21 protein-coding genes are annotated in these 22,402 nt (G+C 64.0%); 7 read left to right on the plus strand and 14 right to left on the minus strand.

Annotation, left to right across the window (positions count from 1 at the left end; all coding sequences use genetic code 11):
- The first annotated feature begins 24 nt into the window (after nt 1-24).
- Nucleotides 25-1,872 (plus strand): signal peptide peptidase SppA, encoded by a 1,848-nt coding sequence (sppA, locus tag NDO55_RS06800; protein ID WP_252113655.1) that lies wholly within the window; start codon nt 25-27, stop codon nt 1,870-1,872.
- On the opposite strand, the gene NDO55_RS06805 is transcribed toward sppA, so the two are convergent.
- Nucleotides 1,869-2,543, minus strand: coding sequence for a PepSY domain-containing protein (locus tag NDO55_RS06805; protein WP_252113657.1), 675 nt, complete (start codon nt 2,541-2,543; stop codon nt 1,869-1,871). The genes sppA and NDO55_RS06805 overlap by 4 nt on opposite strands.
- Nucleotides 2,544-2,553: 10 nt before the next feature.
- Nucleotides 2,554-3,957 carry a dihydrolipoyl dehydrogenase gene (lpdA, locus tag NDO55_RS06810; RefSeq protein ID WP_252113659.1) on the minus strand — a complete coding sequence of 468 codons (1,404 nt, stop codon included), beginning with the start codon at nt 3,955-3,957 and terminating at the stop codon, nt 2,554-2,556.
- A gap of 183 nt (nt 3,958-4,140) precedes the next feature.
- Here lpdA and NDO55_RS06815 point away from each other — a divergent pair, with 183 nt between their 5' ends.
- A complete protein-coding gene (locus tag NDO55_RS06815) occupies nt 4,141-5,076 on the plus strand; it encodes a glucokinase (RefSeq protein WP_252113661.1) in 936 nt (311 codons plus the stop codon).
- Here the strand turns inward: NDO55_RS06815 and odhB are convergent.
- Nucleotides 5,073-6,356, minus strand: coding sequence for a 2-oxoglutarate dehydrogenase complex dihydrolipoyllysine-residue succinyltransferase (odhB, locus tag NDO55_RS06820; protein ID WP_252113663.1), 1,284 nt, complete (start codon nt 6,354-6,356; stop codon nt 5,073-5,075). The two genes, NDO55_RS06815 and odhB, sit on opposite strands and share 4 nt — an antisense overlap.
- A gap of 38 nt (nt 6,357-6,394) precedes the next feature.
- Nucleotides 6,395-9,154 (minus strand): 2-oxoglutarate dehydrogenase E1 component, encoded by a 2,760-nt coding sequence (locus NDO55_RS06825; RefSeq protein ID WP_252113665.1) that lies wholly within the window; start codon nt 9,152-9,154, stop codon nt 6,395-6,397.
- Nucleotides 9,155-9,352: 198 nt separating this feature from the next.
- Between NDO55_RS06825 and NDO55_RS06830 the strand changes: the two genes are divergently transcribed.
- Nucleotides 9,353-10,312, plus strand: a complete 960-nt coding sequence (locus tag NDO55_RS06830; RefSeq protein WP_252113667.1) for a glycerophosphodiester phosphodiesterase family protein — start codon at nt 9,353-9,355, stop codon at nt 10,310-10,312.
- 54 nt (nt 10,313-10,366) lie between these two features.
- On the opposite strand, the gene sucD is transcribed toward NDO55_RS06830, so the two are convergent.
- The 3 genes from sucD to NDO55_RS06845 form a co-directional block, all read right to left on the minus strand.
- Nucleotides 10,367-11,251: a succinate--CoA ligase subunit alpha gene (gene sucD / locus NDO55_RS06835; RefSeq protein WP_252113669.1), complete on the minus strand. Its 885-nt coding sequence runs from the start codon at nt 11,249-11,251 to the stop codon at nt 10,367-10,369.
- 12 nt (nt 11,252-11,263) lie between these two features.
- Nucleotides 11,264-12,226, minus strand: coding sequence for a malate dehydrogenase (mdh, locus tag NDO55_RS06840; RefSeq protein WP_252113671.1), 963 nt, complete (start codon nt 12,224-12,226; stop codon nt 11,264-11,266).
- Nucleotides 12,227-12,339: 113 nt separating this feature from the next.
- Nucleotides 12,340-12,813 (minus strand): DUF6265 family protein, encoded by a 474-nt coding sequence (locus tag NDO55_RS06845; RefSeq protein ID WP_252113673.1) that lies wholly within the window; start codon nt 12,811-12,813, stop codon nt 12,340-12,342.
- A gap of 186 nt (nt 12,814-12,999) precedes the next feature.
- Here NDO55_RS06845 and NDO55_RS06850 point away from each other — a divergent pair, with 186 nt between their 5' ends.
- The gene (locus NDO55_RS06850) at nt 13,000-13,374 is read left to right on the plus strand and encodes a hypothetical protein (RefSeq protein ID WP_252113675.1); all 375 of its coding nucleotides are present in this window, start codon (nt 13,000-13,002) and stop codon (nt 13,372-13,374) included.
- Nucleotides 13,375-13,505: 131 nt separating this feature from the next.
- Entirely contained in the window at nt 13,506-14,282 is a 777-nt protein-coding gene (locus NDO55_RS06855; protein ID WP_252113677.1) for a YEATS-associated helix-containing protein, read from the plus strand.
- Here the strand turns inward: NDO55_RS06855 and zapE are convergent.
- The 5 genes from zapE to glnE form a co-directional block, all read right to left on the minus strand.
- Nucleotides 14,279-15,412, minus strand: a complete 1,134-nt coding sequence (zapE, locus tag NDO55_RS06860; protein ID WP_252113679.1) for a cell division protein ZapE — start codon at nt 15,410-15,412, stop codon at nt 14,279-14,281. The genes NDO55_RS06855 and zapE overlap by 4 nt on opposite strands.
- Complete coding sequence (locus NDO55_RS06865) at nt 15,399-15,890, minus strand: PaaI family thioesterase (RefSeq protein WP_252113681.1); 492 nt, start codon at nt 15,888-15,890, stop codon at nt 15,399-15,401. Before NDO55_RS06865 ends, zapE begins: the two co-directional genes overlap by 14 nt.
- A 34-nt stretch (nt 15,891-15,924) precedes the next feature.
- Nucleotides 15,925-16,704, minus strand: coding sequence for a succinate dehydrogenase iron-sulfur subunit (locus NDO55_RS06870; RefSeq protein WP_252113683.1), 780 nt, complete (start codon nt 16,702-16,704; stop codon nt 15,925-15,927).
- A 77-nt stretch (nt 16,705-16,781) separates the two neighbouring features.
- Nucleotides 16,782-17,240, minus strand: coding sequence for a peroxiredoxin (locus NDO55_RS06875; protein WP_252113685.1), 459 nt, complete (start codon nt 17,238-17,240; stop codon nt 16,782-16,784).
- Entirely contained in the window at nt 17,233-19,911 is a 2,679-nt protein-coding gene (glnE, locus tag NDO55_RS06880) for a bifunctional [glutamate--ammonia ligase]-adenylyl-L-tyrosine phosphorylase/[glutamate--ammonia-ligase] adenylyltransferase (protein ID WP_252113687.1), read from the minus strand. Before glnE ends, NDO55_RS06875 begins: the two co-directional genes overlap by 8 nt.
- Nucleotides 19,912-19,989: 78 nt before the next feature.
- Here glnE and NDO55_RS06885 point away from each other — a divergent pair, with 78 nt between their 5' ends.
- Nucleotides 19,990-20,178, plus strand: coding sequence for a hypothetical protein (locus NDO55_RS06885; RefSeq protein WP_252113689.1), 189 nt, complete (start codon nt 19,990-19,992; stop codon nt 20,176-20,178).
- Nucleotides 20,179-20,203: 25 nt separating this feature from the next.
- Here NDO55_RS06885 and NDO55_RS06890 read toward each other — a convergent pair whose 3' ends face one another.
- Together NDO55_RS06890 and NDO55_RS06895 are read right to left on the minus strand one after the other, a co-directional pair.
- Nucleotides 20,204-20,839: a sigma-70 family RNA polymerase sigma factor gene (locus NDO55_RS06890; RefSeq protein ID WP_425276883.1), complete on the minus strand. Its 636-nt coding sequence runs from the start codon at nt 20,837-20,839 to the stop codon at nt 20,204-20,206.
- Between the two features lie 194 nt (nt 20,840-21,033).
- Nucleotides 21,034-21,834: a response regulator gene (locus NDO55_RS06895; protein ID WP_252113691.1), complete on the minus strand. Its 801-nt coding sequence runs from the start codon at nt 21,832-21,834 to the stop codon at nt 21,034-21,036.
- Nucleotides 21,835-22,211: 377 nt separating this feature from the next.
- Here NDO55_RS06895 and NDO55_RS06900 point away from each other — a divergent pair, with 377 nt between their 5' ends.
- Nucleotides 22,212-22,388 carry a NepR family anti-sigma factor gene (locus tag NDO55_RS06900; protein WP_252113693.1) on the plus strand — a complete coding sequence of 59 codons (177 nt, stop codon included), beginning with the start codon at nt 22,212-22,214 and terminating at the stop codon, nt 22,386-22,388.
- Nucleotides 22,389-22,402 lie beyond the last annotated feature (14 nt).

A 22,402-nucleotide genomic window follows, 5' to 3' on the forward strand; every position in this document is an offset into this window, starting at 1 on the left:
CCTAAGCACAAGAGAGGAATTTCGATGAGTTTCGCCCGTTCGCTTTGGAAATTGCTGGTCGGCATCAAGGACCTGCTGGTCCTGATCTTCATGCTGCTCTTCTTCGGGATGCTGTTCGCAATCCTGCGCGGCACGCCTGATCCGGTGGTCGGCTCGGGCGTTTTGGTGCTCGACCTTGACGGGATCGTGGTCGAGGAAGCCGCGCCTGGCGATCCGTTGGCGGCGCTGACCGGCACCCCGGTCATGGGACAGTGGCAGCTTGGCGACCTGCTGGCTGCACTGGAAAGCGCCGAGACGGACGACCGGGTCGAAGCGGTCGCGCTCGATCTCGACGGTTTCCTCGGCGGCGGCCAGGCGGCGATGACCGAATTGGGCGATGCGATTGCCGACGTGCGCGCCGCGGGCAAGACGGTGAGCGCCTATGCCACCGGCTATACCGGCGATGGCTACCAGCTGGCCGCGCATGCCGACGAAATCCACCTCAACCCGTTGGGTCTCGTCGCCTTCGCAGGGCCTGGCGGCTCGAACCTCTATTATGCCGAATTTTTCGACCGCATCGGGGTGACCGCCAACATCTATCGCGCCGGCGAGTTCAAGTCGGCGACCGAGCCCTACACGCGGTCGGGCATGTCGGATGAGGCGCGTGAAAATGCCCGCGCGCTGGTCGATGGCCTGTTCGACCAATGGCAGGACGATGTCCGCGCGGCGCGGCCCGCGGCCGATATCGACAGCGTGCTGTTCGAGCCCGAAGCCACCTTCACTGGTGCCGACGATCTGTCGCAGCTGGCGCTCGACTTGGATCTTGTCGACGCCGTCTCGACCCGCGACGAATGGCATGCACGCCTTGCTGAGCTTGGCGGGGAGGATAAAGGTGCCGAAGGCGGGTTCGACCGAATCGAGATCGAAAATTATATCGGCGACATCGACCCGCGCGAACAAGGCGGCGATATCGGCATCGTCACCATTGCCGGCACCATCGTCGACGGCGAAGGCCCGCTCGGCTCGGCCGCAGGCGAGAGCATCGCCAAGGCGATCGAGAAGACCATCGAAGACCGCGAGCTCGATGCGCTGGTCCTGCGCATCGACAGCCCCGGTGGCTCGGTGCTGGCGAGCGAGCGCATCCGCCTCGCCGTCGAAAAGGCCAAGGCGAAGGACATCCCGGTGGTCGCCAGTTTCGGCAATGTCGCGGCGAGCGGCGGTTATTGGGTCGCCACCCCTGCCGATGCCATTTTCGCGCAACCTTCCACGCTCACCGGGTCGATCGGCGTGTTTGCCATCCTGCCGAGCTTCGAGGGAACGATGGACAAGTTGGGGATCGGCACCGACGGCGTGACGACCACGCCCTTGTCGGGCGAACCCGATATCCTTGGCGGCATCTCGCCGGCGGCCGATGCGGTGCTGCAGGCCGGGGTCGACGACACGTATCGCCGCTTCCTCGCGCTCGTTGCGGAGAGCCGCAACATGGATGTGGCGCGCGCCCGCGAACTGGCAGAAGGACGCGTCTATGTCGGCGGCACCGCGCAGCAGCTCGGTCTTGTCGACCGGTTCGGCAGCCTCGACGATGCCATCGCCCATGCCGCGGAACTGGCGGACATCGAGGGCGAGCCCAGCCTTCACTACATCCAGCGCGACGAACCCTTCCCCGGCCTTCTCGGCCTCCTCAATGCGCAGCATCAGGAAGTCCAAGCGATCGACCCGTTCGAACGCCTGACCGGGAATCCGGAAGCGCGCCTGCTGCAGGCGATCGCGGACGTCGAAGGCCTGCTCCAGGGACCGCGCATGCAGGCCCGCTGTCTCGAATGTGCAGGCGCGACGCCGCGTCCGGTGGAAGCGGCACCAAAAGGTTGGTTGGCGAGACTTCTGGGAGTCTAGCGGCGCTTGCGCCGCCACGTCGCCACGGGCAGCAGGACCAACGCCATGAGGGTCGTGAGCATCGCCAGCAGCGCGAAAATACGGACCCAATTGTTGGAAATATGCTCGCGTGTCTGGAGGTCCATGATGTGGATGCCCCACATGAAATCGAAGGCGCGCCACCAGCCAGTGCGGACGGCGGCAATGCGCCCGCTATCCCGCTCGACATAGAAGCGCGTGCCGTCGTCCATCTCGACCTGCCAGGCCGGCGTCGCGCGGCGCCAGTCGGTCGGCGGATCGGCGGGAACTGTTGCCCTTACCGACGCGATCTTGCTTTCGCCAACATAGCGCGCCTCGACCTCGGCGACCGCGTCGGCTGCACCCCACGGCGAGCGCCATTCCCCACTTGCGGGATCTGCGGTCCGGACACCGTCCGGCGAGGGAATGACCCATACGGGGCCCGATGCGCGCTGTTCGAGACTGATGGTGCCCAACGGCACATCTTCAAGGCCGTCGGGCAAGCGAGGCGGCGCCGCTAGCCGGATTTGTTCGGCAGCGGAAAGCAGGTCGTTTCCGCGCACTTCCTCAATCGGCTTCAACACCATGAAGAAGCCGCTCGCCGTCCAAAGAAGGATCGGCACCCCGACCAGCCAACCGAGCCAGATATGCCAGCGGCGGAGGGTCTTGCGCAATGTGTTGGACCTAGATGTGGATCGGCTTGCCCTGCACCGCCATCGCCGCTTCCTTGATCGCTTCGGCGTGCGTCGGGTGGGCGTGGCAGGTGTAGGCGATATCCTCTGAGGTCGCGCCGAATTCCATGGCCTGCGTGACCTGCGCGATCAGCGTGCCGGCGAGCGAGGAGATTATCCAGCAGCCCAGCACGCGGTCGGTCTTCGCGTCCGCAATCACCTTCACCAGGCCGTCCGTGTCGCGGTTGGTCTTTGCGCGGCTGTTGGCCATGAAGGGGAACTTGCCGATCTTCACGTCATAGCCCTGTTCCTTGGCCTGCTCTGTCGTAAGGCCGATGCCCGCAATTTCGGGATAGGTGTAGACGACGCTGGGGATGAGGTCGTGGTTCACGATGCCGACTTCGCCGGCGATATTCTCGGCCACGGCAATGCCTTCATCCTCGGCCTTGTGCGCAAGCATCGGGCCGGGAACCACGTCGCCAATGCCCCAAATGCCCTCGACCGCGGTCTGGAAGTCGTGATCGACTTCGATCTGGCCACGCTGGTTTACTTCGAGGCCGACCTTGTCGAGGCCGAGCTTGTCGGTGTTGGCCTTGCGGCCGATCGACACGAGCACCGCATCGACGGTCATCGTCTCGGTTTCGCCGCCCTTGGCCGGCTCCATCGAGAGAATGGCCTTGTCGCCCTTCACTTCGCAGCCGGTGACCTTGGTGCCGAGCTTGTATTCGAAGCCCTGCTTCTTGAAGATCTTGTTGGCTTCCTTGCGAATTTCCTCGTCCATGCCGGGCAGGATCTGGTCGAGATATTCGACCACGGTGACCTTGGCACCCAGGCGGCGCCACACGCTGCCCAGTTCAAGCCCGATTACACCGCCGCCGATAACGACCATATGTTCAGGCACCTTGGGCAGCTTTAGCGCGCCGGTCGAATCGACCACGATGCCCTTGTCGTTGTCGACCTCGACACCCGGGAGCGGCATGACGCTCGAGCCGGTGGCGATGACGATGTCCTTGGCGGTGACCGTCTTGCCATTCACTTCGACCGTGTTCGTGCCGGTGAAGCTGGCGTGACCCTTGAGCCAGTCGACCTTGTTCTTCTTGAACAGGAATTCGATGCCGCCAGTGAGGCCTTTCACGGCTTCGGCCTTCTCGCTCATCATCTGCGAAAGATCGAGGGTCGCGCCTTCGAGGTTGATACCGAACTTCTTGAGATGGCCTTCCTTCGCTTCCTCGTAGAGGTGCGACGCGTGAAGCAGCGCCTTGGACGGGATGCAGCCGACGTTGAGGCAGGTGCCGCCCAGCGTCTCGCGGCTCTCCGCGCACGCGGTCTTGAGGCCCAGCTGCGCAGCGCGGATTGCCGCCACATAACCGCCGGGTCCGGCGCCGATCACGAGGACGTCATAGTCGAAGTCAGCCATTGTCGATTTCTCACCTGAGGAAATTGGGTCGGTTCTTGGCTGCTCACATAGGGATTTTCCGCCGGGAAGCAACAGTGGCGAGGCGCGTCCGAAATCCGAACCCCGCTCTGGAACGACTTGTTAACTGCTTGAAGGCTATGACTTTTGTGAACGTTCTCAAGGTCAGAGAGAGGTTTAGGGCAAATGAGTGAGCGTCATTGGTTGATCATCGATACGAGCGCGAGCGAGGGCATCCGCTTTTCCAAGGTTGCGCCGTCGGACAGGCCGCAGCTGGGGCCGGTGCACACTGTCGCCACCGAAGGTCAGCCGACTTTCACCGATGTCCTCCAGACCTATGCTCGCCAGACGGGTGAGAGCCTCTCCAATCTCGAACCGCTTCTGTGCATTGCCGGTGCGGCATCGGGCGAAATGATCAGCCTGGTGCGCTCCAACTGGACGATTACCCGCGGCGGCCTGTCCAGCCTGTTCGGCTGCCGCGTGCGCGTCATCAACGACGTCGTCGCGCGCGCTTGGGGCGTACAGAGCGGCCTTGCGCGGGTGAACAGCCTGCGCGGCTCCAAACCGCAGCCCGACTTCAAGTCGCCGGGGCGCATGGCCATGCTGTTCGTCGGTGGCGGTGTCGGCGCAGCGATCGTCGATATCGACCGCGAGGGGTATCAGCGCGTTCTAGAGACTGAGTCGGGCCATATGGACTTCGCCGCGACGACTGAGCGCGAGTTGAAGGTCGCCGATGCGGTCAAATCGACCCACAGCCATGTCAGCTGGGAACAGATGCTCACGCTGACGCGCGATGACCCGGCCTGGAATGCCTGTCCCGAAATGCGCGATCTCGAACGCGACAAGGCGATGGGCGAAATGCTCGGCCGCTACATCACCAACCTCATCCATGCCCATGGCGCGTGGAATGGCGTGATGCTGACCGGCCCCCGCGTTGCCAGCATGACCGGCGGGGCGGCCAAGATCGCCTTCGACGGCGCTTTCACCCACCGCCGCCAGTTCCAGCGCCTGATGATGCAGACGCCGGTCTGGACGGTCGATCAGGCCGAATCCGTGCTCAATGGTGGCGCGGCGCTGATGGCCGTGCGCTCGAAAGAAGGTACGACGCGGCTGGCGGCCTAGAGGTCGATCAGCAGGCGCGTCGGATCTTCCAGCGCTTCCTTGATACGGACGAGGAAGGTCACCGCTTCGCGGCCGTCGATCAGGCGGTGGTCGTAGCTTAGCGCCAGATACATCATCGGCTTGATGACGACCTCGCCATTCACCGCGATCGGGCGTTCCTCGATGCGGTGCATGCCGAGCACGGCCGACTGCGGCGGGTTGATGATCGGGGTCGACAGGAGCGAACCGAACACGCCGCCATTGGAAATGGTGAAGGTGCCGCCGGCCATGTCTTCCATGCCGAGCGTGCCTTCCTTGGCGCGCTTGCCATAATCGGCGATCGACTGCTCGATCTCGGCAAAGCTCATCTGGTCCGCCGAGCGGATGACCGGGACGACGAGGCCCTTGGGCGCGGAGACCGCGACCGAGACGTCGAGATAGTCGTGATAGACGATCTCGTCGTCCTCGATGCGGGCATTGACCGCGGGCACGTCCTTGGCCGCCAGCGCGACGGCTTTGACGAAGAAGCTCATGAAGCCCAAGCGGATGCCATGCTTCTTGGCGAAGTGGTCCTTATATTTGGAGCGCGCTTCCATGACCGCGCTCATGTCCACATCGTTGAACGTGGTGAGGAGGGCGGCAGTGTCCTGCGCTTCCTTGAGGCGCTTGGCGATGGTCTGGCGCAGGCGCGTCATCTTGACGCGTTCCTCGCGGCGCTCGCCGGCGACCTTGATGCTGGTCGGGGCCGAGGCCTGACCACCCGATGCAGCCGCAGCCTTGGCGGCGGGTTCGGGCGCGGCGTCCTTGGCCTTGGCAGCGGCGAGCACGTCATCCTTGGTGATGCGGCCATCCTTTCCGGTGCCGGTGATCTTGGAAGGATCGACGCCATGTTCGAGGACCGCGCGGCGCACTGCGGGCGAGAGCGTGAGGTCGCTCGACAGTGCCTGCTCGTCGGCCTTGTCCTGGTCGATCACGTCGGAATTTTCGGTCGTGGCGTCGGGGCCACCATCCTTGGCTTCGTCGCCGGCCGGACGCGGTTCGTCCGCAACAGTCGCGGTGCCCTCGCCTGCACCCACCTTGGCGAGCAAAGCGCCGACTTCGACCGTGTCACCCACCGCCGCGACCTGCGCTTCGAGCACGCCCGCGACCGGGCTCGGCACGTCGACGCTGACCTTGTCGGTTTCCAGGCTTGCAATCGGCTCGTCCTGTTCGACGGGATCGCCAACCTGTTTCAGCCATTCGCCGACCGTCGCTTCGGTGATCGATTCGCCCAGCTGGGGGACCTTGACCTCGGTAGCCATGGGGTGAGTCTGTTCCTTCTAGTGGTTTGCGGGGTGCCTTAGAGCCCCAAGGCGTCTTCGATCAAGGCGGCCTGTTGCGCGGCATGGCGCTTGGCAAGCCCGGTGGCGGGTGAGGCCGCCGCGTCGCGGCCCGCATAGACGGGACGCATGCCGCTATGGCCAGCTTCGTCGAGGCAGCGTTCGAGCAGTTCGTGCGCGAGCAGCCAGCTGCCCTGGTTGCGCGGCTCTTCCTGGCACCAAGTGAGCTTTTCCAGGTTCGGCATGTCCGACAGGCGCTTGATCAGCGGCTCGATCGGGAAGGGATAAAGCTGCTCGATGCGGATGATCTGCGTGTCGTCGATGCCGGCCTCGTCGCGCTTGTCCATGAGGTCGTAGGCGACCTTGCCCGAACACAGCACGACCTTCTTGACCTTGTCGCTGGGGCAGCCGTCCGGATCCGAGAGGATGCGGAAGAAATGACCCTCGCCGACAAAATCGTCGCGCTTGGAGACCGCGCGCTTGTGGCGGAGCAGGCTCTTGGGCGTCATGATAACGAGCGGCTTGCGGAAATCGCGGCGCATCTGGCGGCGGAGCACGTGGAAATAGTTGGCCGGCGTCGTGATGTTGCAGACTTGCATATTGTCCTCGGCGCACAGCTGGAGGAAACGCTCGAGGCGCGCCGAACTATGCTCGGGGCCCTGCCCTTCGTAACCGTGCGGAAGCAGCAGGACGAGCCCGCTGGCGCGCAGCCATTTGGCTTCGCCCGACGCAATGAACTGGTCGATCATGATCTGCGCGCCGTTGGCGAAATCGCCGAACTGCGCTTCCCACAGCGTCATCGTCATCGGGTCGGCAATCGAATAGCCATATTCGAAGCCCATCACGCCATATTCCGACAGCGGTGAATCGCGCACTTCGAAGCGCGGGCCCGGCACCTTCATCTCGCGCAGCGGAATGAATTTCTCGCCGGTCTTCTGGTCGATCCAGGCGGCATGGCGCTGCGAGAAGGTCCCGCGGCCACTGTCCTGGCCCGACAGACGCACGCCATAGCCATCGAGCAGCAGGCTGCCGAAGGCCAACGCTTCGCCGGTCGCCCAGTCGATGCCCTCGCCTTCGCTCAGTGCCTTGTGCTTCGCCTTGAGGATGCGGGTCAGCGTCTTGTGGATGTCGAGATCTTCGGGGACGTGGGTCAGTACGTCGGTGAGCTTGTCGTACATCTCCGCGGGAATCGCGGTATCGGTGTTGCGGCGGCCCGAGACGCTCTCATCGGGCATTTGCAGCTTGGCCCAGCGCCCACCGAACCAGTCGGCGGTCGTCGGACGGAATTCCTCTGCAGCCTCGAATTCGTCTTCGAGATGGCGGGTGAAGTCGTCGACCTTGCCCTTAAGCCATTGCGAGCCGATCACGCCTTCGTCGACGAGGCGCTGCGAATAGACTTCGCTGATCGGGGGATGTGTCTTGATCTCGGCATACATCAGCGGCTGGGTGAAGCTCGGCTCGTCGCCCTCATTGTGGCCGAAGCGGCGGTAGCACCACATGTCGATGACCACGTCCCGGCCGAAGGTCTGGCGGAATTCGATCGCGACCTTGCAGGCCCACGTCACTGCCTCGGGATCATCGCCATTCACATGCAGGATTGGGGCCTGGATCGATTTGGCGATGTCGGAAGGATATGGCGAGGAGCGCGCGAACTGCGGACTGGTGGTGAAGCCGACCTGATTGTTGATGACGAAATGGATCGTCCCGCCCGTGCCATAGCCCGGCAGGCCGCTCATCATCAGGCATTCGGCGACCACACCCTGCCCTGCGAACGCGGCATCCCCGTGGAGCAGGATGGGAAGCACGGTCTTGCCATGCTTGTCGCCGCGGATCGTCATGACGGCGCGGCTCTTGCCGAGCACGACCGGATCGACTGCCTCGAGGTGCGAGGGATTGGGGACGAGGCTCAAATGGACCTCGTTGCCGTCGAAGCTGCGATCCGACGAGGTACCGAGATGGTATTTGACGTCACCCGACCCGCCGACATCCTCGGGATTGGAAGCGCCGCCGGCAAATTCGTGGAAAATGGCGCGGTAGGGCTTGCCCATCACGTTGGCGAGGACGTTCAGGCGGCCGCGGTGGGCCATGCCGATGGTCATCTCGGTCACCCCGAGCTGCCCGCCATATTTGATGATGGCTTCCAATGCCGGGATCATCGATTCCCCGCCATCGAGGCCGAACCGCTTCGTGCCGACATATTTGCGAGCGAGGAATTTCTCCCACTGCTCACCCTCGATCACCTTCTCGAGGATCGCCTGCTTGCCCTCGGGCGTGAAGTGGATTTCGGCATTCTTGCCCTCGACGCGCTCCTGCAGAAAGCGGCGCTCTTCGAGGTCGTTGATGTGCATATATTCGACGCCGACCGTGCCGCAATAATTGGCCTGGAGGATGCCGACGATGGTGCGGATGGTGGCGCGGTCGAAGCCCAGCGCCCCGCCCAGCCAGACTTCTTGGTCAAGGTCGGGGAAGCCGTGCCATTCGGGCGTCAGCTCCTTGGGAAATTCGTGGTGCGAGAGACCGAGCGGATCGAGCCGCGCGGCAAGGTGGCCGCGCACGCGATAGGTGCGGATGATCATCATCGCGCGGATCGCATTGTCGGCGACGCGGATCAGTTCGGCCTCGTCGACGACCCCGCTTGCCTGCGCAGCGGCTTTTGCCTGCTCGACATAGTTGGATTCGACGGGGTCGAGGCCCAGATTGGCATCGTCCAGTTCGCTGATCGGCCAGTTGGCTTTTTCCCAGCTCGGGCCTTGTTTCCTGTCGGGCGAAATCGCGTCCATGATCACCTTGTCGTTTCGGGCTCTGCTTGCCCTTGTCCCTACGTCTCGGCACCGCCCCCGGTTGCACCGTTGGCGGCTTTACTGTCCTGCGCTTGCACTGGCTAGGCCACACGAACGCATTGCTGCAATGCGACATAAGAAGGATGGACGCGCATTGCCACTGGAAAGCGTCGTCGCGCTCGACTAACCCCACTGGCCATGACCAATCGCCTTCTCACCAGCATCGCCGCGCTCGCGCTTGCCAGCTGCGGCGGATCGACCGGCAGCGGCTCCAGCGCCGCGCCTACGCCCACCCCGACCGTGACGCCGACGCCAACCGCACTGCCCACGCCGCGCCTCGCGCTCGACATGCCTGCTGGCGGTCTTGGCGCCTTCATGACCTGTCTCCGGGAAAATGACGCGGCGATCCTGTCCGCCCATCGCGGCGGGGCCGGCCCGGGCTATCCGGAGAATGCGATCGAGACGCTGGCCTGGAATGCAGCCGCCGCGCCGATGATGTTCGAGATCGACGTGCGCCAGACGGCTGATGGCTATTACGTGCTGTTCCACGACGAAGAGCTCGAGCAGGATACGGACGGTACCGGCGCGCTTGCCAGCCGCACGCTCAATGAGCTGTCGAGCGTGCGCTACAACGGCACCGACATCGGCATTTCGACATTGGAGGAAGTGGTCGAGTGGGCGCGTGGGCGTGCGCTGCTCCAGCTCGACGTCAAACCCGGGGTCGATTTCGACGAGCTGGTCGACTGGCTCGAGGGCGAAAATGCGACCGGCTTCAGCCTCGTCATCACCTACAATGTCGCCGATGCCGCGCGCGTGGCTGCAGCCAATCCCGACCTCATGATCTCCGCCACCGTCAACGACGAGGCCGATCTGGCGGAATTGAACGCGGCCGGTGTCCCCGACAACCGCATTGCCGCCTGGACCGGCCTGTCGACCCCGCGCATCGACCTGTGGGGCTTTCTCGAGACGCGCGGGATCAGCGCCAATTACGGCGCCTTCGCGACGCTGGACGAACAAGGCGCGAGCGGGTCGGCCTATCGCGACCTTGCCAATGCCGGGCTCGACATCGTCAGCACCGACAAGCCGCAATTCGTCTACGAGGCGCTGGAAGGCCGGCAGGACTTCGCCGCCGCCGCAACCGGCTGCATGGCCGGATAGAAAAAGGGCCCCCGCATCGCTGCGGAGGCCCCTTCTTTCGTTGGTGCCTCGGGACTAGCCCTTGAGCACCTTGGTCAGCGTGGTGCCGAGTTCGCTGGGCGACGGCGAGACGGTGATTCCCGCTGCTTCCATCGCTGCGATCTTGTCCTCGGCGCCGCCCTTGCCGCCCGAGACGATCGCACCGGCATGGCCCATGCGACGGCCCGGAGGCGCGGTACGGCCCGCGATGAAGCCGACGGTCGGCTTGGAGCGACCCTTCTTGGCTTCGTCGGCGAGGAACTGCGCGGCCTGTTCTTCGGCGTCGCCACCGATTTCGCCGATCATGATGATGCTTTCGGTCGCATCGTCGGCGAGAAAGAGTTCGAGCACGTCGATGAAGTTGGTGCCGTTGACGGGGTCGCCGCCAATGCCGACCGCCGTGGTCTGGCCGAGGCCTTCATTGGTGGTCTGGAACACGGCTTCATAGGTGAGCGTGCCCGAGCGCGAGACGACGCCGACGCTGCCCTTGGAGAAGATCTTGCCCGGCATGATGCCGATCTTGCACTCGCCAGGGGTGAGGACGCCGGGGCAGTTCGGGCCGATGAGGCGGCTGTTCGACCCTTCGAGCGCGCGCTTCACCTTGACCATGTCGAGCACCGGAATGCCCTCGGTAATGGCGACGATCAGCGGCACTTCGGCAGCAATCGCTTCGCAGATCGCGTCGGCGGCGAAGGGCGGCGGCACATAGATGACGCTCGCATCCGCGCCGGTCGCGTCCTTGGCTTCGGCGACGGTGTTGAACTGGGGGATGCCGAGATGCTCGGTCCCGCCTTTGCCCGGGGTCACGCCGGCAACCATCTGCGTGCCATAATCCAGCGCCTGCTGGGTGTGGAACGTGCCGGTATTGCCCGTCATCCCCTGGGTGATGACCTTGGTATTCTTGTCGACGAGAATGCTCACGCTGCGCGCTCCTTAAGCGAGGGTTTCGTCCATGCCCTTGCAGGCATCGACCAGTTCTTCGACCGCGTCGATCGAGACCTTGAGGTTGCTGGCTTCCTCGTCCGACAGCTCGATCTCCACGACATCCTCGATACCGTTCGCGCCAATCATCGCGGGCACGCCGACATAGAGGCCGTCGACGCCATATTTGCCTTCGACATAAGCGGCGCAGGGCAGGATGCGCTTCTGGTCACCCAGATAGGCTTCGGCCATCGCGATGGCGCTGGTGGCGGGGGCGTAGTAGGCGCTGCCGGTCTTGAGGAGACCGACAATCTCGCCGCCGCCGCCGCGGGTGCGCTGGACGATGTCGTCAATGCGCTCTTCCGAAATGCCCTTGATCTTGGCGAGATCGTTGACCGGGATGCCGTTGACCGTCGAATAGCTCAGGACCGGGACCATCGTGTCGCCATGGCCGCCCAGCACGAAGGCGTTGACGTCCTTGGTCGAGACACCGAATTCCCATGCGAGGAAGGTGGCGAAACGCGCGCTGTCGAGCACGCCGGCCATGCCGACGACCTTGTTGTGCGGGAGGCCCGAAAATTCGCGCAGCGCCCAAACCATCGCATCGAGCGGGTTAGTGATGCAGATGACGAAAGCGTCGGGGCAGTTATTCTTGATGCCCTCGCCCACGGCCTTCATGACCTTCAAATTGATGCCGAGCAGGTCGTCACGGCTCATGCCGGGCTTGCGCGGCACGCCGGCAGTGACGATCACCACGTCGGCGCCGGCAATGTCGGCATAATCGTTAGTGCCGCTGATCTTGGCGTCGAAGCCTTCGATCGGGCCGCACTGCGACAGGTCAAGCGCCTTGCCCTGCGGCAGGCCTTCGGCGATGTCGAATAGGACGACGTCGCCCATTTCCTTCTTCGCGGCGAGATGGGCGAGCGTGCCGCCGATCATGCCGGAGCCGATCAGGGCGATTTTCTTGCGGGCCATTTGGGGTCCTTTCGGGTCTTCGAAACGGGAATGGGTCACGGGCGCGACTCTCTTGCCCGCGCACCTAGCTTGGCGCGCGCCCCATCGCAACCGCTTACACGGCCAATCCTTGCCTAGTCGGCCCGGGTCATGACGAAGGGCACGTCGCTGACGGAGCCGTCGCTGCGCCGCATCGTCACGGTCGCCGTGAACTGCCCTTCTTCATCGAGTACGAGCGTCAGCCCGCGAAAGGCGAGGCGCTGGCCATATTCCTGGTCGGGAATGGCGGCGAACGTGACCCATTCGTCTTTCTCTTCCCATGCCGTGAAGTCGGCATCGAAATGCTTGACCAGGAATTCGAGATTGCCCGCTTCGTCGGGGCGGATCAGCATGATTTCGTAGAAGACCGGCGCGCCCTCGCGCGCATAGGTGAAGTGGCCGACCATCTGTCCTCCGTGCGCCGGCGACCAGACTTCCTCGACGCTGCCGCCCATGCCTTCGCCGACCCAGCGACCCTCCAACCATGCCGCCGCCTCGATCGGCTGCGGGGCTTCCTCGACGATCACCACCGCCGAATGCAATGCCAGTGCAAGACCCAGTGCCATCATGATATTGTCTCCCTCTTGGAAATGTCCCTACGCCTTGAGACGCCGGAGCGCGAGCCGATGCGACAATTGCGTTATTTTGCGCCGTTTACGCCGAACCGAGTGCTGGCGCGGGCGACCTGAGCGTTTTTATGAGATTTCCAACGTTTTTAAGGGCAAGTTCAGCACGAACAGTCTAGGGAAGAGACCATGAACAAGATCATTTTTTCGCTGATCGGCGCGGCCAGCTTTGCGGCCGTTCCGGCGCTCGTCGCCGCCCCGGAACCTGCCGAGGCCAAGCCCAAGTGGAAGGCCGCCAGCCTCTACCAGCCCGCTTGCCCGCCGGGGCTCGCCAAGAAGGATAATGGCTGCCTGCCGCCCGGCCAGGCCAAGAAGCTGTACGAGCGCGGCCACCGTTTCGACCGCGATTTTCGCGGTTATACCGATTATGAGCGCATCCCCTACGACCTGCGCCGTCGCTATGACCTCGATCCGCGCGATCGCTATGTCTATGACGACAATTACATCTACCGCGTCGATCCGACCACGTTGATCGTCCGCGAAGTGCTCGACGCCATCTTCTAGGCCGGGCACATTAAATCACGGGAAAGGCCGTTCGGTTGAGCGGCCTTTTTCTTTGACAGGGCGGGTCCGATTCAGCATCTTCGCCGCCATTCACATTCAAACACGTTTTCAAGGGGTTGGGGGATCTCACCATGGATAAGGTACTTGCGGTCGGCACGATCATCTTCGCAGCGGCCATCATTGGCAGCATTGCGGCCTGGCTAATGGGCCAGGGCAGCGGCGACCCGATGGCGATGCGTCGCAAGAAGCTGCACGGGCTGGCCACCTACCTGATGGTCGGCATCGTCGCGGCGGGCAGCGTGCCCTTGCTGCTGAGCCTGGTGCGCTCCGATCTCGTTTCCGGAATCTTCAACGCCGAATGGAGCGCGATCTACGAGAATCTCGTCATCCTTTTCGGCCTCGGCCTCGTCGCCGCCTACCTGTCGCGCTTCTTCATCGAGAGCTCGTCGCGCCGGGTGGTCGAGGAAATGAGCCGCATGGAGATGGAGCTGAAGGACGCGCAGGCGAAGAACCGCGCGCTGGCCGAATATGTCGATGACCGCGCCGCCGCCCCGCGCAAGGACGCCAAGGGTGCCGCCGCCAAGAAGACCGCCGAAAAGGCCCGCGCCGCCGCCAATGACCTGTCCGAGCACCAGCAGCTCTTCATCAAGAGCCTGTCGAGCGACGACCAGAAGATGCTCAAGGCCGTGACCGAGCGCGACTATCGCACCGCTGCGGGCGTTGCCGCCGATCTCGAGCTGCCGCGCTTCAAGGTCGAGGAAAAGCTGGACGACATGGCCGAAGCCGGCCTCGTCAAGTCGAGCGAAAGCCCGGTCACGCACGGCACGCGCTACGCGATCAGCCCCATCGGCTGGGCCGCGCTGGCCGGCGAGCACAAGGCCGAAGCCTCGACCGGCAGCCTCGTTTAAAGGGTCTCGCGCCCTTCGGGGCGATGGCCTGCCTCGAGATAATCCTCGCTTAGCATCTCCTCGATACGGCTGACGGTACGTTCGAATTCGAAGCTGCCGTCGCCCGAGGGGTAGAGATCGGCGGGCGCTGCATCGGCGCCGACGATGATGCGCACGCCATGTTCGTAGAGCGCGTCGATCAGGCTGACGAAGCGGGCGGCTTCGTTGCGATCCTCCTTCGTCATCTTGGGCACGCCGACGATGAAGAGCGTGTGGAAGGTTTTGGCGATGGCGAGATAGTCGGCGGACCCGCGCGGTTCGCCGCATAGCCGCTTGAAGCTCGACACGCCGACGCCCCCCAGCGCCTTGGGCATCACGAAATCGCGCCCGCCGCCCAGGTCGATGCGTTGCGATGGCACCATATGCGCCTCGTCGGCATCATGGCCGGTGAGCGCATAAAAAGCCGTGCGCAACTTTGCGGTGGTGTCGTCGCCCAGCGGGCTGAGCCACAGGTCCAGCCCCTTCATCCGGCCGACGCGATAGTCGCGCGGGCCGTTGAGGGGCACGACCTTCATCTGCGCTTCGATGAGGCGGATGAAGGGCATGAACAGGTCGCGGTTGAGGCCGTCCTTGTAAAGGTCGATGGGCGGGCGGTTGGATGTCGTGACGATACCGACACCCGCCTCGACCAAGGCGGTGAACAGCCGGCTCATGATCATGGCATCGGCGCTGTTGGTGACCATCATCTCGTCGAAAGCAAGGAAGCGCGCTTCGCTGGCAATGTCCTCGGCGACCTTTGGCAGCGCGTCCTTGTCGACTTCCTCGCGCTTTTTCTTCAGCCGCGCATGCACGTCGAGCATGAAGGGCGCGAAATGGGCCCGGCGTTTGCGGGCGATGGGGATGGCCTCGTAGGCAAGGTCCATGAGCATCGACTTGCCGCGCCCCACCCCGCCCCACATGTAGACGCCGCAAGGCGCAGGCGTTTCCCGGCCGAACAGGCGCGAAAGAAAGCCGGTGCGGGTCTTGCCGAGATCGGCGGCAAAGCGGTCCAACGCCTCGACGGCAGCAAGCTGGTCGGGATCGGCCTCGATCTCGCCGGCAGCAATCTTCGCGTCATAGGCGGCGCGGACCGGGCCCTTATCGCTCGTCATCGGCTTTCTTGCGCGGATCGCGGACGCGCTTGGCCATACCGCTGAAACTGTAGCAGGGCCGCCCGTCCTGCTCGACATGACCCTGCATGAAGGCGATGCCGCCGGGCGTCTGGCGCAGCAGCTTCACATGCGCGTCCAGTGGCTTTCCGGCGCGGGCGCGGTCCATGAAGCGGGTCTGGCAGTCCAATGTGACATAGTGAGCGCGCTGCATGCCCGCAGCGAACCCGCCCGCAAACATCGCCATGTCGATGAAAGTCATGATGCAGCCGCCATGCACCGAGCCGCCCGGATTGAGGTGGCGTTCCTCGGGGAACATGCGGACGATGCCGGTCCCCTCTTCATCGCCCTTCTTGAAGAGCATGAGGCCGATCTGGGCGGCGAAGCTGTCGGGGTTTTTCCACCCACCCCACCAATACCAGCCTGGATGGTCGGGATGTTCGCTGACGCCGCGACTATCTTCGGTTTCCGGTGTCGTCATGGCCTAAGCGGCTAGGCCGTTCGGCCCGTCACCGTCAAGCGCTGCGCTCGGCGATCATCTTCTTGGTTTCGGCGATCGCCTTGGCGGGGTTGAGACCCTTGGGGCAGGCATTCGCGCAGTTCATGATCGTGTGGCAACGATAGAGGCGATAGGGATCCTCGAGCTGGTCCAAGCGCTCGCCGGTCGCTTCGTCGCGGCTGTCGGCCAGCCAGCGATAGGCCTGCAGCAGGATCGCCGGACCGAGGAAGCGGTCCGAATTCCACCAATAGCTGGGGCAGCTGGTCGAGCAGCAAGCGCACAGGATGCACTCGTAAAGACCGTCCAGCTTGGCGCGGTCTTCCGGGGCCTGCTTGCGCTCGGCGCCCGACGGCTCGGGGCTTTCGCTCTTCAGCCAAGGCTGGATCGAGGCATATTGCGCGTAGAAATGGGTGAAGTCGCCGACCAAATCCTTGACCACTTCCATGTGCGGCAGCGGGTGGATGGTGAGCGTGCCCGAATAATCCTCGATCGCGCTGGTACAGGCGAGGCCGTTCTTGCCGTCCATGTTCATGGCGCACGAGCCGCAAATGCCTTCGCGGCAGGAGCGGCGGAAGGTCAACGTCGGGTCGATCTCATTCTTGATCTTGATGATCGCGTCGAGGACCATCGGCCCGCATTTGTCGAGGTCGATGACATAATGATCGTAGCGCGGATTTTCCCCGCTCTCGGGGTCGTAGCGATAGATTTTCACCGTCTTGAGATTGGTACCATCCTGCGGGGCATGCTTCTTGCCCTTTTTGACACGGCTATTCTTGGGAAGACGGAATTCGGCCACGGGATAGTCCTTACGCTCTCAAAGTGTTGGGCACCCTATGGCAAAAGCCTAGCGCCCCTACAAGACAGTCGAAGGCCCTAAAGCCCCTTCACTGCCTCCAGCACGTCTTCGACATGGCCTTTGACCCGGACCTTGGGCCAGACCTTCTTCACTTCGCCATCCTTGCCGATGATGAAGGTGGCGCGGTGCATGCCCATGAACTTGCGGCCATACATCTGCTTTTCGCCCCAGGTGCCGAAGGCGTCCGAAACGCTGCCATCCTCGTCGGCCACCAGGGGCACGGTGAGGTCGTGTTTCTGCGTAAAGCGGTCATGGCTCGCCATCGGATCGCGCGACACGCCGATGACCTGCGCGCCAGCTTCCTTGAAGGCATCGAGATGCTCGGAAAAGCCGATCGCCTGCTTGGTGCAGCCGGGCGTATTATCCTTGGGATAGAAATAGAGCACCGTCGTGCAGGTGGGGCTGGCCAGGTCGACCATCTCGCCCGTGCCCGTCTTCACCGTGATCGACGGCACCTTGTCTCCAGCTTCAAGCATCACGCACTCCCTTCCAAAATTCGCGTATCCTTTGCCGTGCGGCATCGACCGCGTCCAGCAAAGAGGGCCAATCGTCCGCCCCCAGCCGCTTGGCCACCAATTCGCGCGCTGCACGCGCCGGGCTGGCGCTATCGGGGGCGACCAGCCGCTGCAACACCAGCATCCTGGTCAGCAACGCATGATCCTGGCCAAGCGATGCAGGCGCATGTCCTGCCTCGATCAGCGCCTCGACAGCATCGCCCAAATCGGGGCACAACCCGTCGCGCGTCACCAATTGCGTCACGTGAACGGCAAATTCCATGTCGACCAACCCGCCCTCGCCCAGCTTGAGGTCGAGCGGACCGGCGGAGGGTTTGTGCAGCGCCATGTCGGCGCGCATCGTCGCTGCGTCGGCGCGCACCTGCGCGGGATCGCGGTCGAGGCCGTAAATGCCCGCCAGCACATCGGCGATACGATCCATGGCCGCCTCGCTGCCGAACAGGGGCCGGGCGCGGCACAGCGCCATATGCTCCCACGTCCATGCCTCGCCGCGCTGATAGGCATCGAACCCGCCGATCGACACGGCGAGCGGGCCGTTGGCGCCTTGCGGCCGCAGCCGGGTATCCACCTCGTAGAGCGGCCCGACGGCGGTCGGCACGCTGAGCGCGGAGGAAATGCGGCTGGCGAGGCGGTTGTAATAGTCGGTGGGGCCGAGCGGCTTGGGACCGTCCGATTGCGCGCTCACCGGCTCGTCGAACAGGAAGATGAGGTCGAGGTCGCTGGCATGGGTCAGCGCCTCGCCGCCCAGTCGGCCCAGTCCGAGAATGGCGAGCCCCTCGCCATCGTGCCGACCATGCGCGAGCTCGAACTCGGCGATCGTGCGGGCGGCCAGCGCGCGGATCGCACCTTCTGCAACATGCGCATAGCCGCGTGCGACATCGAGCGGGTCGGCGCTGTCGTCGATAAGCTGCACGCCCAACGCGAAACGCTTTTCGTTGATAAGCGCACGCGCACGGTCGAGCGCGACGTCATAATCGAGCCCCTCCATCGCCGCCTCGATCCGCGCCGCAAAGGCGGCGGCGGAAACGACCGGGTCGAAGGCCGACTTGTCGAGCAATCCGTCGATCAGCCCGGGGCGCCGGGCCAATTGCTGCGCCAGCGCCGGCGATTGCGACAAGAGAGTTGCCAGCAAGCGCGCCAGCCGCGGTTCGGCCTCGAGCAGGCGGAAGAAGTTGATGCCGCTCGGCACGCGCTCGACGATATCGGCGAAGCGGTTGAAGGCATGGGCGGGATCGGGCGCCTCGCCGATCGCCTGCATCATGCCGGGGAGCATCGCCTCGAACGCTTCGCGCGCAGCTTCGGACCGCAAGGAGCGCGCACGCCCGGTCCGCCAATTGGCGATGAGCCGCGCGGCCGACGCGCCATCCTTGAGACCCATTCGCCCAAGCGACGCTTCGAGCGCCTCGGGATCGGCGGGCAGCCGGTTGCGATCTTCGGCAACCAGCTTGTCGAACCGCTGCCCCACTGCCTCGACATGGTCGGCGAGGTCGGCGAGCCAAGCATCGCCATCGCTTGCGCCAGCGAGCTGCGCCGCCCCGTCGAGCGCGTCGCCATCGCGCGGCAATTCATGGGTCTGTCGGTCGCCGACCATCTGCAGGCGATGTTCCGCCGTACGCAACGCTCGATAGGCGTCCGAGAGGATCGTCGCATCCTGCTCCTCCAGATGCCCCGCCTCGCATAGCGCCTTGATGGCATCGAGCGTGGCGGGTGCGCGTAGCGCTTCGTCCCGGCCGCCATGGATCATCTGCAGCGACTGGGCGAAGAATTCGATTTCGCGAATGCCACCGCGCCCGCGCTTGAGATCGAAACCCGGGCCGAAGCGCTGGCCGGAGGCATAATGGTCGCGCACCTGCGCCGCGATCCCGCGAATTTCGTCGAGCACGCCGAAATCGATGGCGCGGCGCCAGACGAAGGGCTGGATGGCCTCGAGGAAGGTCGCGCCGAGCATGCGGTCGCCGCCGGCCACGCGCGAACGGATGAAGGCCGCGCGCTCCCAGCCCAAGGCCGCGCTCTCATAATGCGAGATGGCCGCGCCGACGGGGATTGCGATGGGTGTGACCTCGGAGGCCGGGCGCAGGCGCAGGTCGACCCGCGCCACATAGCCTTCGGGCCGGCGCTCCTGCATCAGCGAGACGAACTCGCGGGCGATGCGAACCGCGCTCTCGCCGGGGTCTCCGCCCTCGCGCACCGGCACGCGGGCAGGGTCTGTCAGGAGGATGAGGTCGACATCGCTCGAATAGTTGAGCTCTCGGCTGCCGAGTTTGCCGAGAGCGAGGACGGTAATGCCTTCCAAGGGCGCGTCCGGCACGCGCTTGCGGATCGCCGCGGCCAGCGCGCGATCGATGGCATCGTCGGCGAATTCGGACAGCGCCGCAGTGACCTGTTCCAAACCCCACTCGTCCGACAGGTCGGCCAGCGCGACTGCCAAAGCCAGCGCGTCGCGACGCAAGCGCAGGCCCCGCCCGACATCCTCGTCGCCAATTTCCAGCGCAGCCGCAACGGCGGCATCGCTGCCTTCCTCAGCGAAGATCTCGACAATCGCCGGATTGCGCATCGATGCGCCTTTCAGGAAGGGCGAATGGGCCGCAACCCGGTCCAGTGCACTTCGTCGATTGGCGGCGAATTCATCCATGCGACCCCCATGCACCATTCGTCGCTTTTCCGAAACAATCCGGAACCCGCGGCGGGTTTTTGCCGTTTGTCAAGCGAGATGAACAGCCATGCCCGCCTGAAGCCCGCACCCTGCAGGGACGAGAAACGCAATATGTCGACCATGTTCGACGATTGCGACCGTCGCCGCTTGGCCGGTTCGCTGCGGCTGATCTACGACAACCCAAATTATGGGGTGCCCGAGGACATGCAGGCATTGCTCGAGGAATTGGACAAGGTCGCACTCTAGCGGCGCGTACCAAGGTCATGGGCGATCAATTGTCGCCCGACAGCTCATCCACCTGGTTCATGATATTCTGAAGCGCCGTATGCTCGGGATCGCTATCCTGGCTTTTGCGCGGCGGTAGCTCCTCGCTGTTGAGGAGATTCTCGAGCGCCACGCGGCCGCGTGCGACACGGCTCTTGATCGTACCCACGGCGCAGCCGCAAATCTGCGCGGCTTCCTCATAGGCAAAGCCACCCGCCCCGACGAGGATCAGTGCCTCGCGCTGCGGCTGCGGCAATTGCAACAAGGCGCGCTGCATGTCGCCAAGGTCGATATGCTTGTCCTGGTCCGCGGGCGCGGCGAGGATCTTGGCCGCCGTCACATCGTCCCACTCGCCCTTGAAGCGCGCGCGGCGCATCTGGCTGAGGAACAGGTTGCGAAGGATGATGAAGGTCCAGGCCCGCATGTTGGTGCCCGCCTGGAAGCGCTTGCGCGCCGCCCAGGCCTTTAGCAGCGTCTCCTGGACGAGATCGTCCGCGGTGTCGCGATTGCCCGAGAGCGAACGGCCGAACGCACGCAGGTGCGGAATGACCTGCGCCAGCTGCTCCTTGAACTCGTCGTCCGGCAGCGGAATCGGATCGGGCTTCTTGTCGCCCTCGTCCTTTGCCTTGTTCGACTTGGCCAATTGCTTCCCCCGGGGGCCTTTGAACCCCAACTAAAACGACTCGGTACGCTCCCGCGCCATCATCATTGTCGATCAAGATGACAGGATGAAGGTAGGCATCGGGAATGAACGAAACAAGTCGCAAGCGACGAAGTTCCATCCATTACCGATATGTAACAAGCCTTGAAAATACAGTCTTTTGTCGGCTCCCCGACTTAAGCGGGCACCGTCGCGGCATCGAAGAACAATGCCTGGCTGATCGCCGCCTTCACCGTCGAGCGCTGGAACGGCTTGGTGATGAGGAAGGTCGGCTCGGGCCGTTCGCCGGTCAGCAGGCGTTCCGGGAAGGCGGTGATGAAGATCACCGGCACGCGGAATTCGCCGAGGATATCCTTTACCGCATCGATGCCCGAACTGTCGTCGGCCAGCTGGATGTCGGCAAGGACGAGGGTCGGACGGTCGGCCTTGGCCTGCGCAACGGCCTCGTCGCGGGTCACCGCCACGCCGGTCACGTTATGGCCGAGGTCGCGCACGATCGTCTCGATATCCATCGCGATGATCGGCTCATCCTCGATGATGAGGACTTCGGCGCGGGTCTGCTTCTCGATCTCTGCCAGCGCTTCGCTGACGAGGTTTTCGACATCTTCGGGGCTGCTGTCGATCAGATAGGCGGTATCCTCGTTGGAAAATCCCTCGAGGCTGGTCAGCAGCAGGGCCTGGCGCGACAGCGGCGTGATCTGCGCGAGGCGCGCCTGCGCAATATGCTCGGGGCCATCGCCGGCAACCGCGCCGGGATCGCTGTCATCGTCGATATGTGCGGTCGACCAGATGGCGTGGAAGATCCGGTAGAGACCAAGGCGCGGGTCGCGGTCGCGCGGGAATTCGTCGGGTTCGGCAACGATGGTTTCCAGCGTCGTGCGCACGAAATTGTCGCCATGGACCTGGCTGCCGGTCAGCGCGCGCGCATAGCGGCGCAAGAAAGGCAGATGAGGGGCGAGTTCCTGACCGAGAGACATATAGACTTGCACTCCTGATTGGCGATGCGACCCTTCAACAGTGGGACCGTTTCGCCAGCGTTTCAATACCGCGCCTGCCCGAATGCGGGGGATCGGGACCATTCGGCGCGGCCTGATTGCATTGGGTTCCCCGCAACCATTCTTGGTGTGGAACAAAGCTGGGCGCGTTTGGTTTCCCCATCCAACACCGCAGCGACGAATAATTCTCGCAGGTCGGTGGGCAGGAGGGAATCGACGCGCTTGACGACAAGAAGCGCGGATGCTTTCTCGCCATCCGATGTAAACGGTGAACGTTCTCGCGATCCGTTGGTTAGTAAGTCGATGCGTACAGGAGTTGCACTATGGCGCGCGACAATCCGCGCGAAGGGGATGTGAGGTTGAGTGGTAAAAAAGACAGCGGCACTGCGGACGCCAAGTCCGGCGCAGCGCGCCGCACCACGACCGCACGCCCCAAAAGCGAACAGGTCAGCAGGGCATTGAAATCGGTCTATGACGACACGCTGCGCGAAGACATTCCTGCCGAATTGCGGGACCTGCTGGGCAAGCTCGACTAAGGCCCCGGGGGCCA

It is taken from the genome of Sphingomicrobium sediminis (assembly GCF_023805295.1).
GTDB classification, from domain to species: Bacteria; Pseudomonadota; Alphaproteobacteria; order Sphingomonadales; family Sphingomonadaceae; genus Sphingomicrobium; species Sphingomicrobium sediminis.

Excerpts from the sequence above, each read along its gene's own strand:
- NDO55_RS06850 (WP_252113675.1), top strand. The coding sequence starts at position 13,000 with ATGAACAAGATCATTTTTTCGCTGATCGGCGCGGCCAGCTTTGCGGCC.
- NDO55_RS06895 (WP_252113691.1), bottom strand. The coding sequence starts at position 21,834 with ATGTCTCTCGGTCAGGAACTCGCCCCTCATCTGCCTTTCTTGCGCCGC.
- zapE (WP_252113679.1), bottom strand. The coding sequence starts at position 15,412 with ATGACGAGCGATAAGGGCCCGGTCCGCGCCGCCTATGACGCGAAGATT.
- mdh (WP_252113671.1), bottom strand. The coding sequence starts at position 12,226 with ATGGCCCGCAAGAAAATCGCCCTGATCGGCTCCGGCATGATCGGCGGC.
- NDO55_RS06845 (WP_252113673.1), bottom strand. The coding sequence starts at position 12,813 with ATGATGGCACTGGGTCTTGCACTGGCATTGCATTCGGCGGTGGTGATC.
- NDO55_RS06830 (WP_252113667.1), top strand. The coding sequence starts at position 9,353 with ATGACCAATCGCCTTCTCACCAGCATCGCCGCGCTCGCGCTTGCCAGC.
- NDO55_RS06815 (WP_252113661.1), top strand. The coding sequence starts at position 4,141 with ATGAGTGAGCGTCATTGGTTGATCATCGATACGAGCGCGAGCGAGGGC.
- NDO55_RS06885 (WP_252113689.1), top strand. The coding sequence starts at position 19,990 with ATGAACAGCCATGCCCGCCTGAAGCCCGCACCCTGCAGGGACGAGAAA.
- NDO55_RS06855 (WP_252113677.1), top strand. The coding sequence starts at position 13,506 with ATGGATAAGGTACTTGCGGTCGGCACGATCATCTTCGCAGCGGCCATC.
- NDO55_RS06825 (WP_252113665.1), bottom strand. The coding sequence starts at position 9,154 with ATGGACGCGATTTCGCCCGACAGGAAACAAGGCCCGAGCTGGGAAAAA.
- NDO55_RS06865 (WP_252113681.1), bottom strand. The coding sequence starts at position 15,890 with ATGACGACACCGGAAACCGAAGATAGTCGCGGCGTCAGCGAACATCCC.
- odhB (WP_252113663.1), bottom strand. The coding sequence starts at position 6,356 with ATGGCTACCGAGGTCAAGGTCCCCCAGCTGGGCGAATCGATCACCGAA.
- sppA (WP_252113655.1), top strand. The coding sequence starts at position 25 with ATGAGTTTCGCCCGTTCGCTTTGGAAATTGCTGGTCGGCATCAAGGAC.
- NDO55_RS06875 (WP_252113685.1), bottom strand. The coding sequence starts at position 17,240 with ATGCTTGAAGCTGGAGACAAGGTGCCGTCGATCACGGTGAAGACGGGC.
- glnE (WP_252113687.1), bottom strand. The coding sequence starts at position 19,911 with ATGGATGAATTCGCCGCCAATCGACGAAGTGCACTGGACCGGGTTGCG.
- lpdA (WP_252113659.1), bottom strand. The coding sequence starts at position 3,957 with ATGGCTGACTTCGACTATGACGTCCTCGTGATCGGCGCCGGACCCGGC.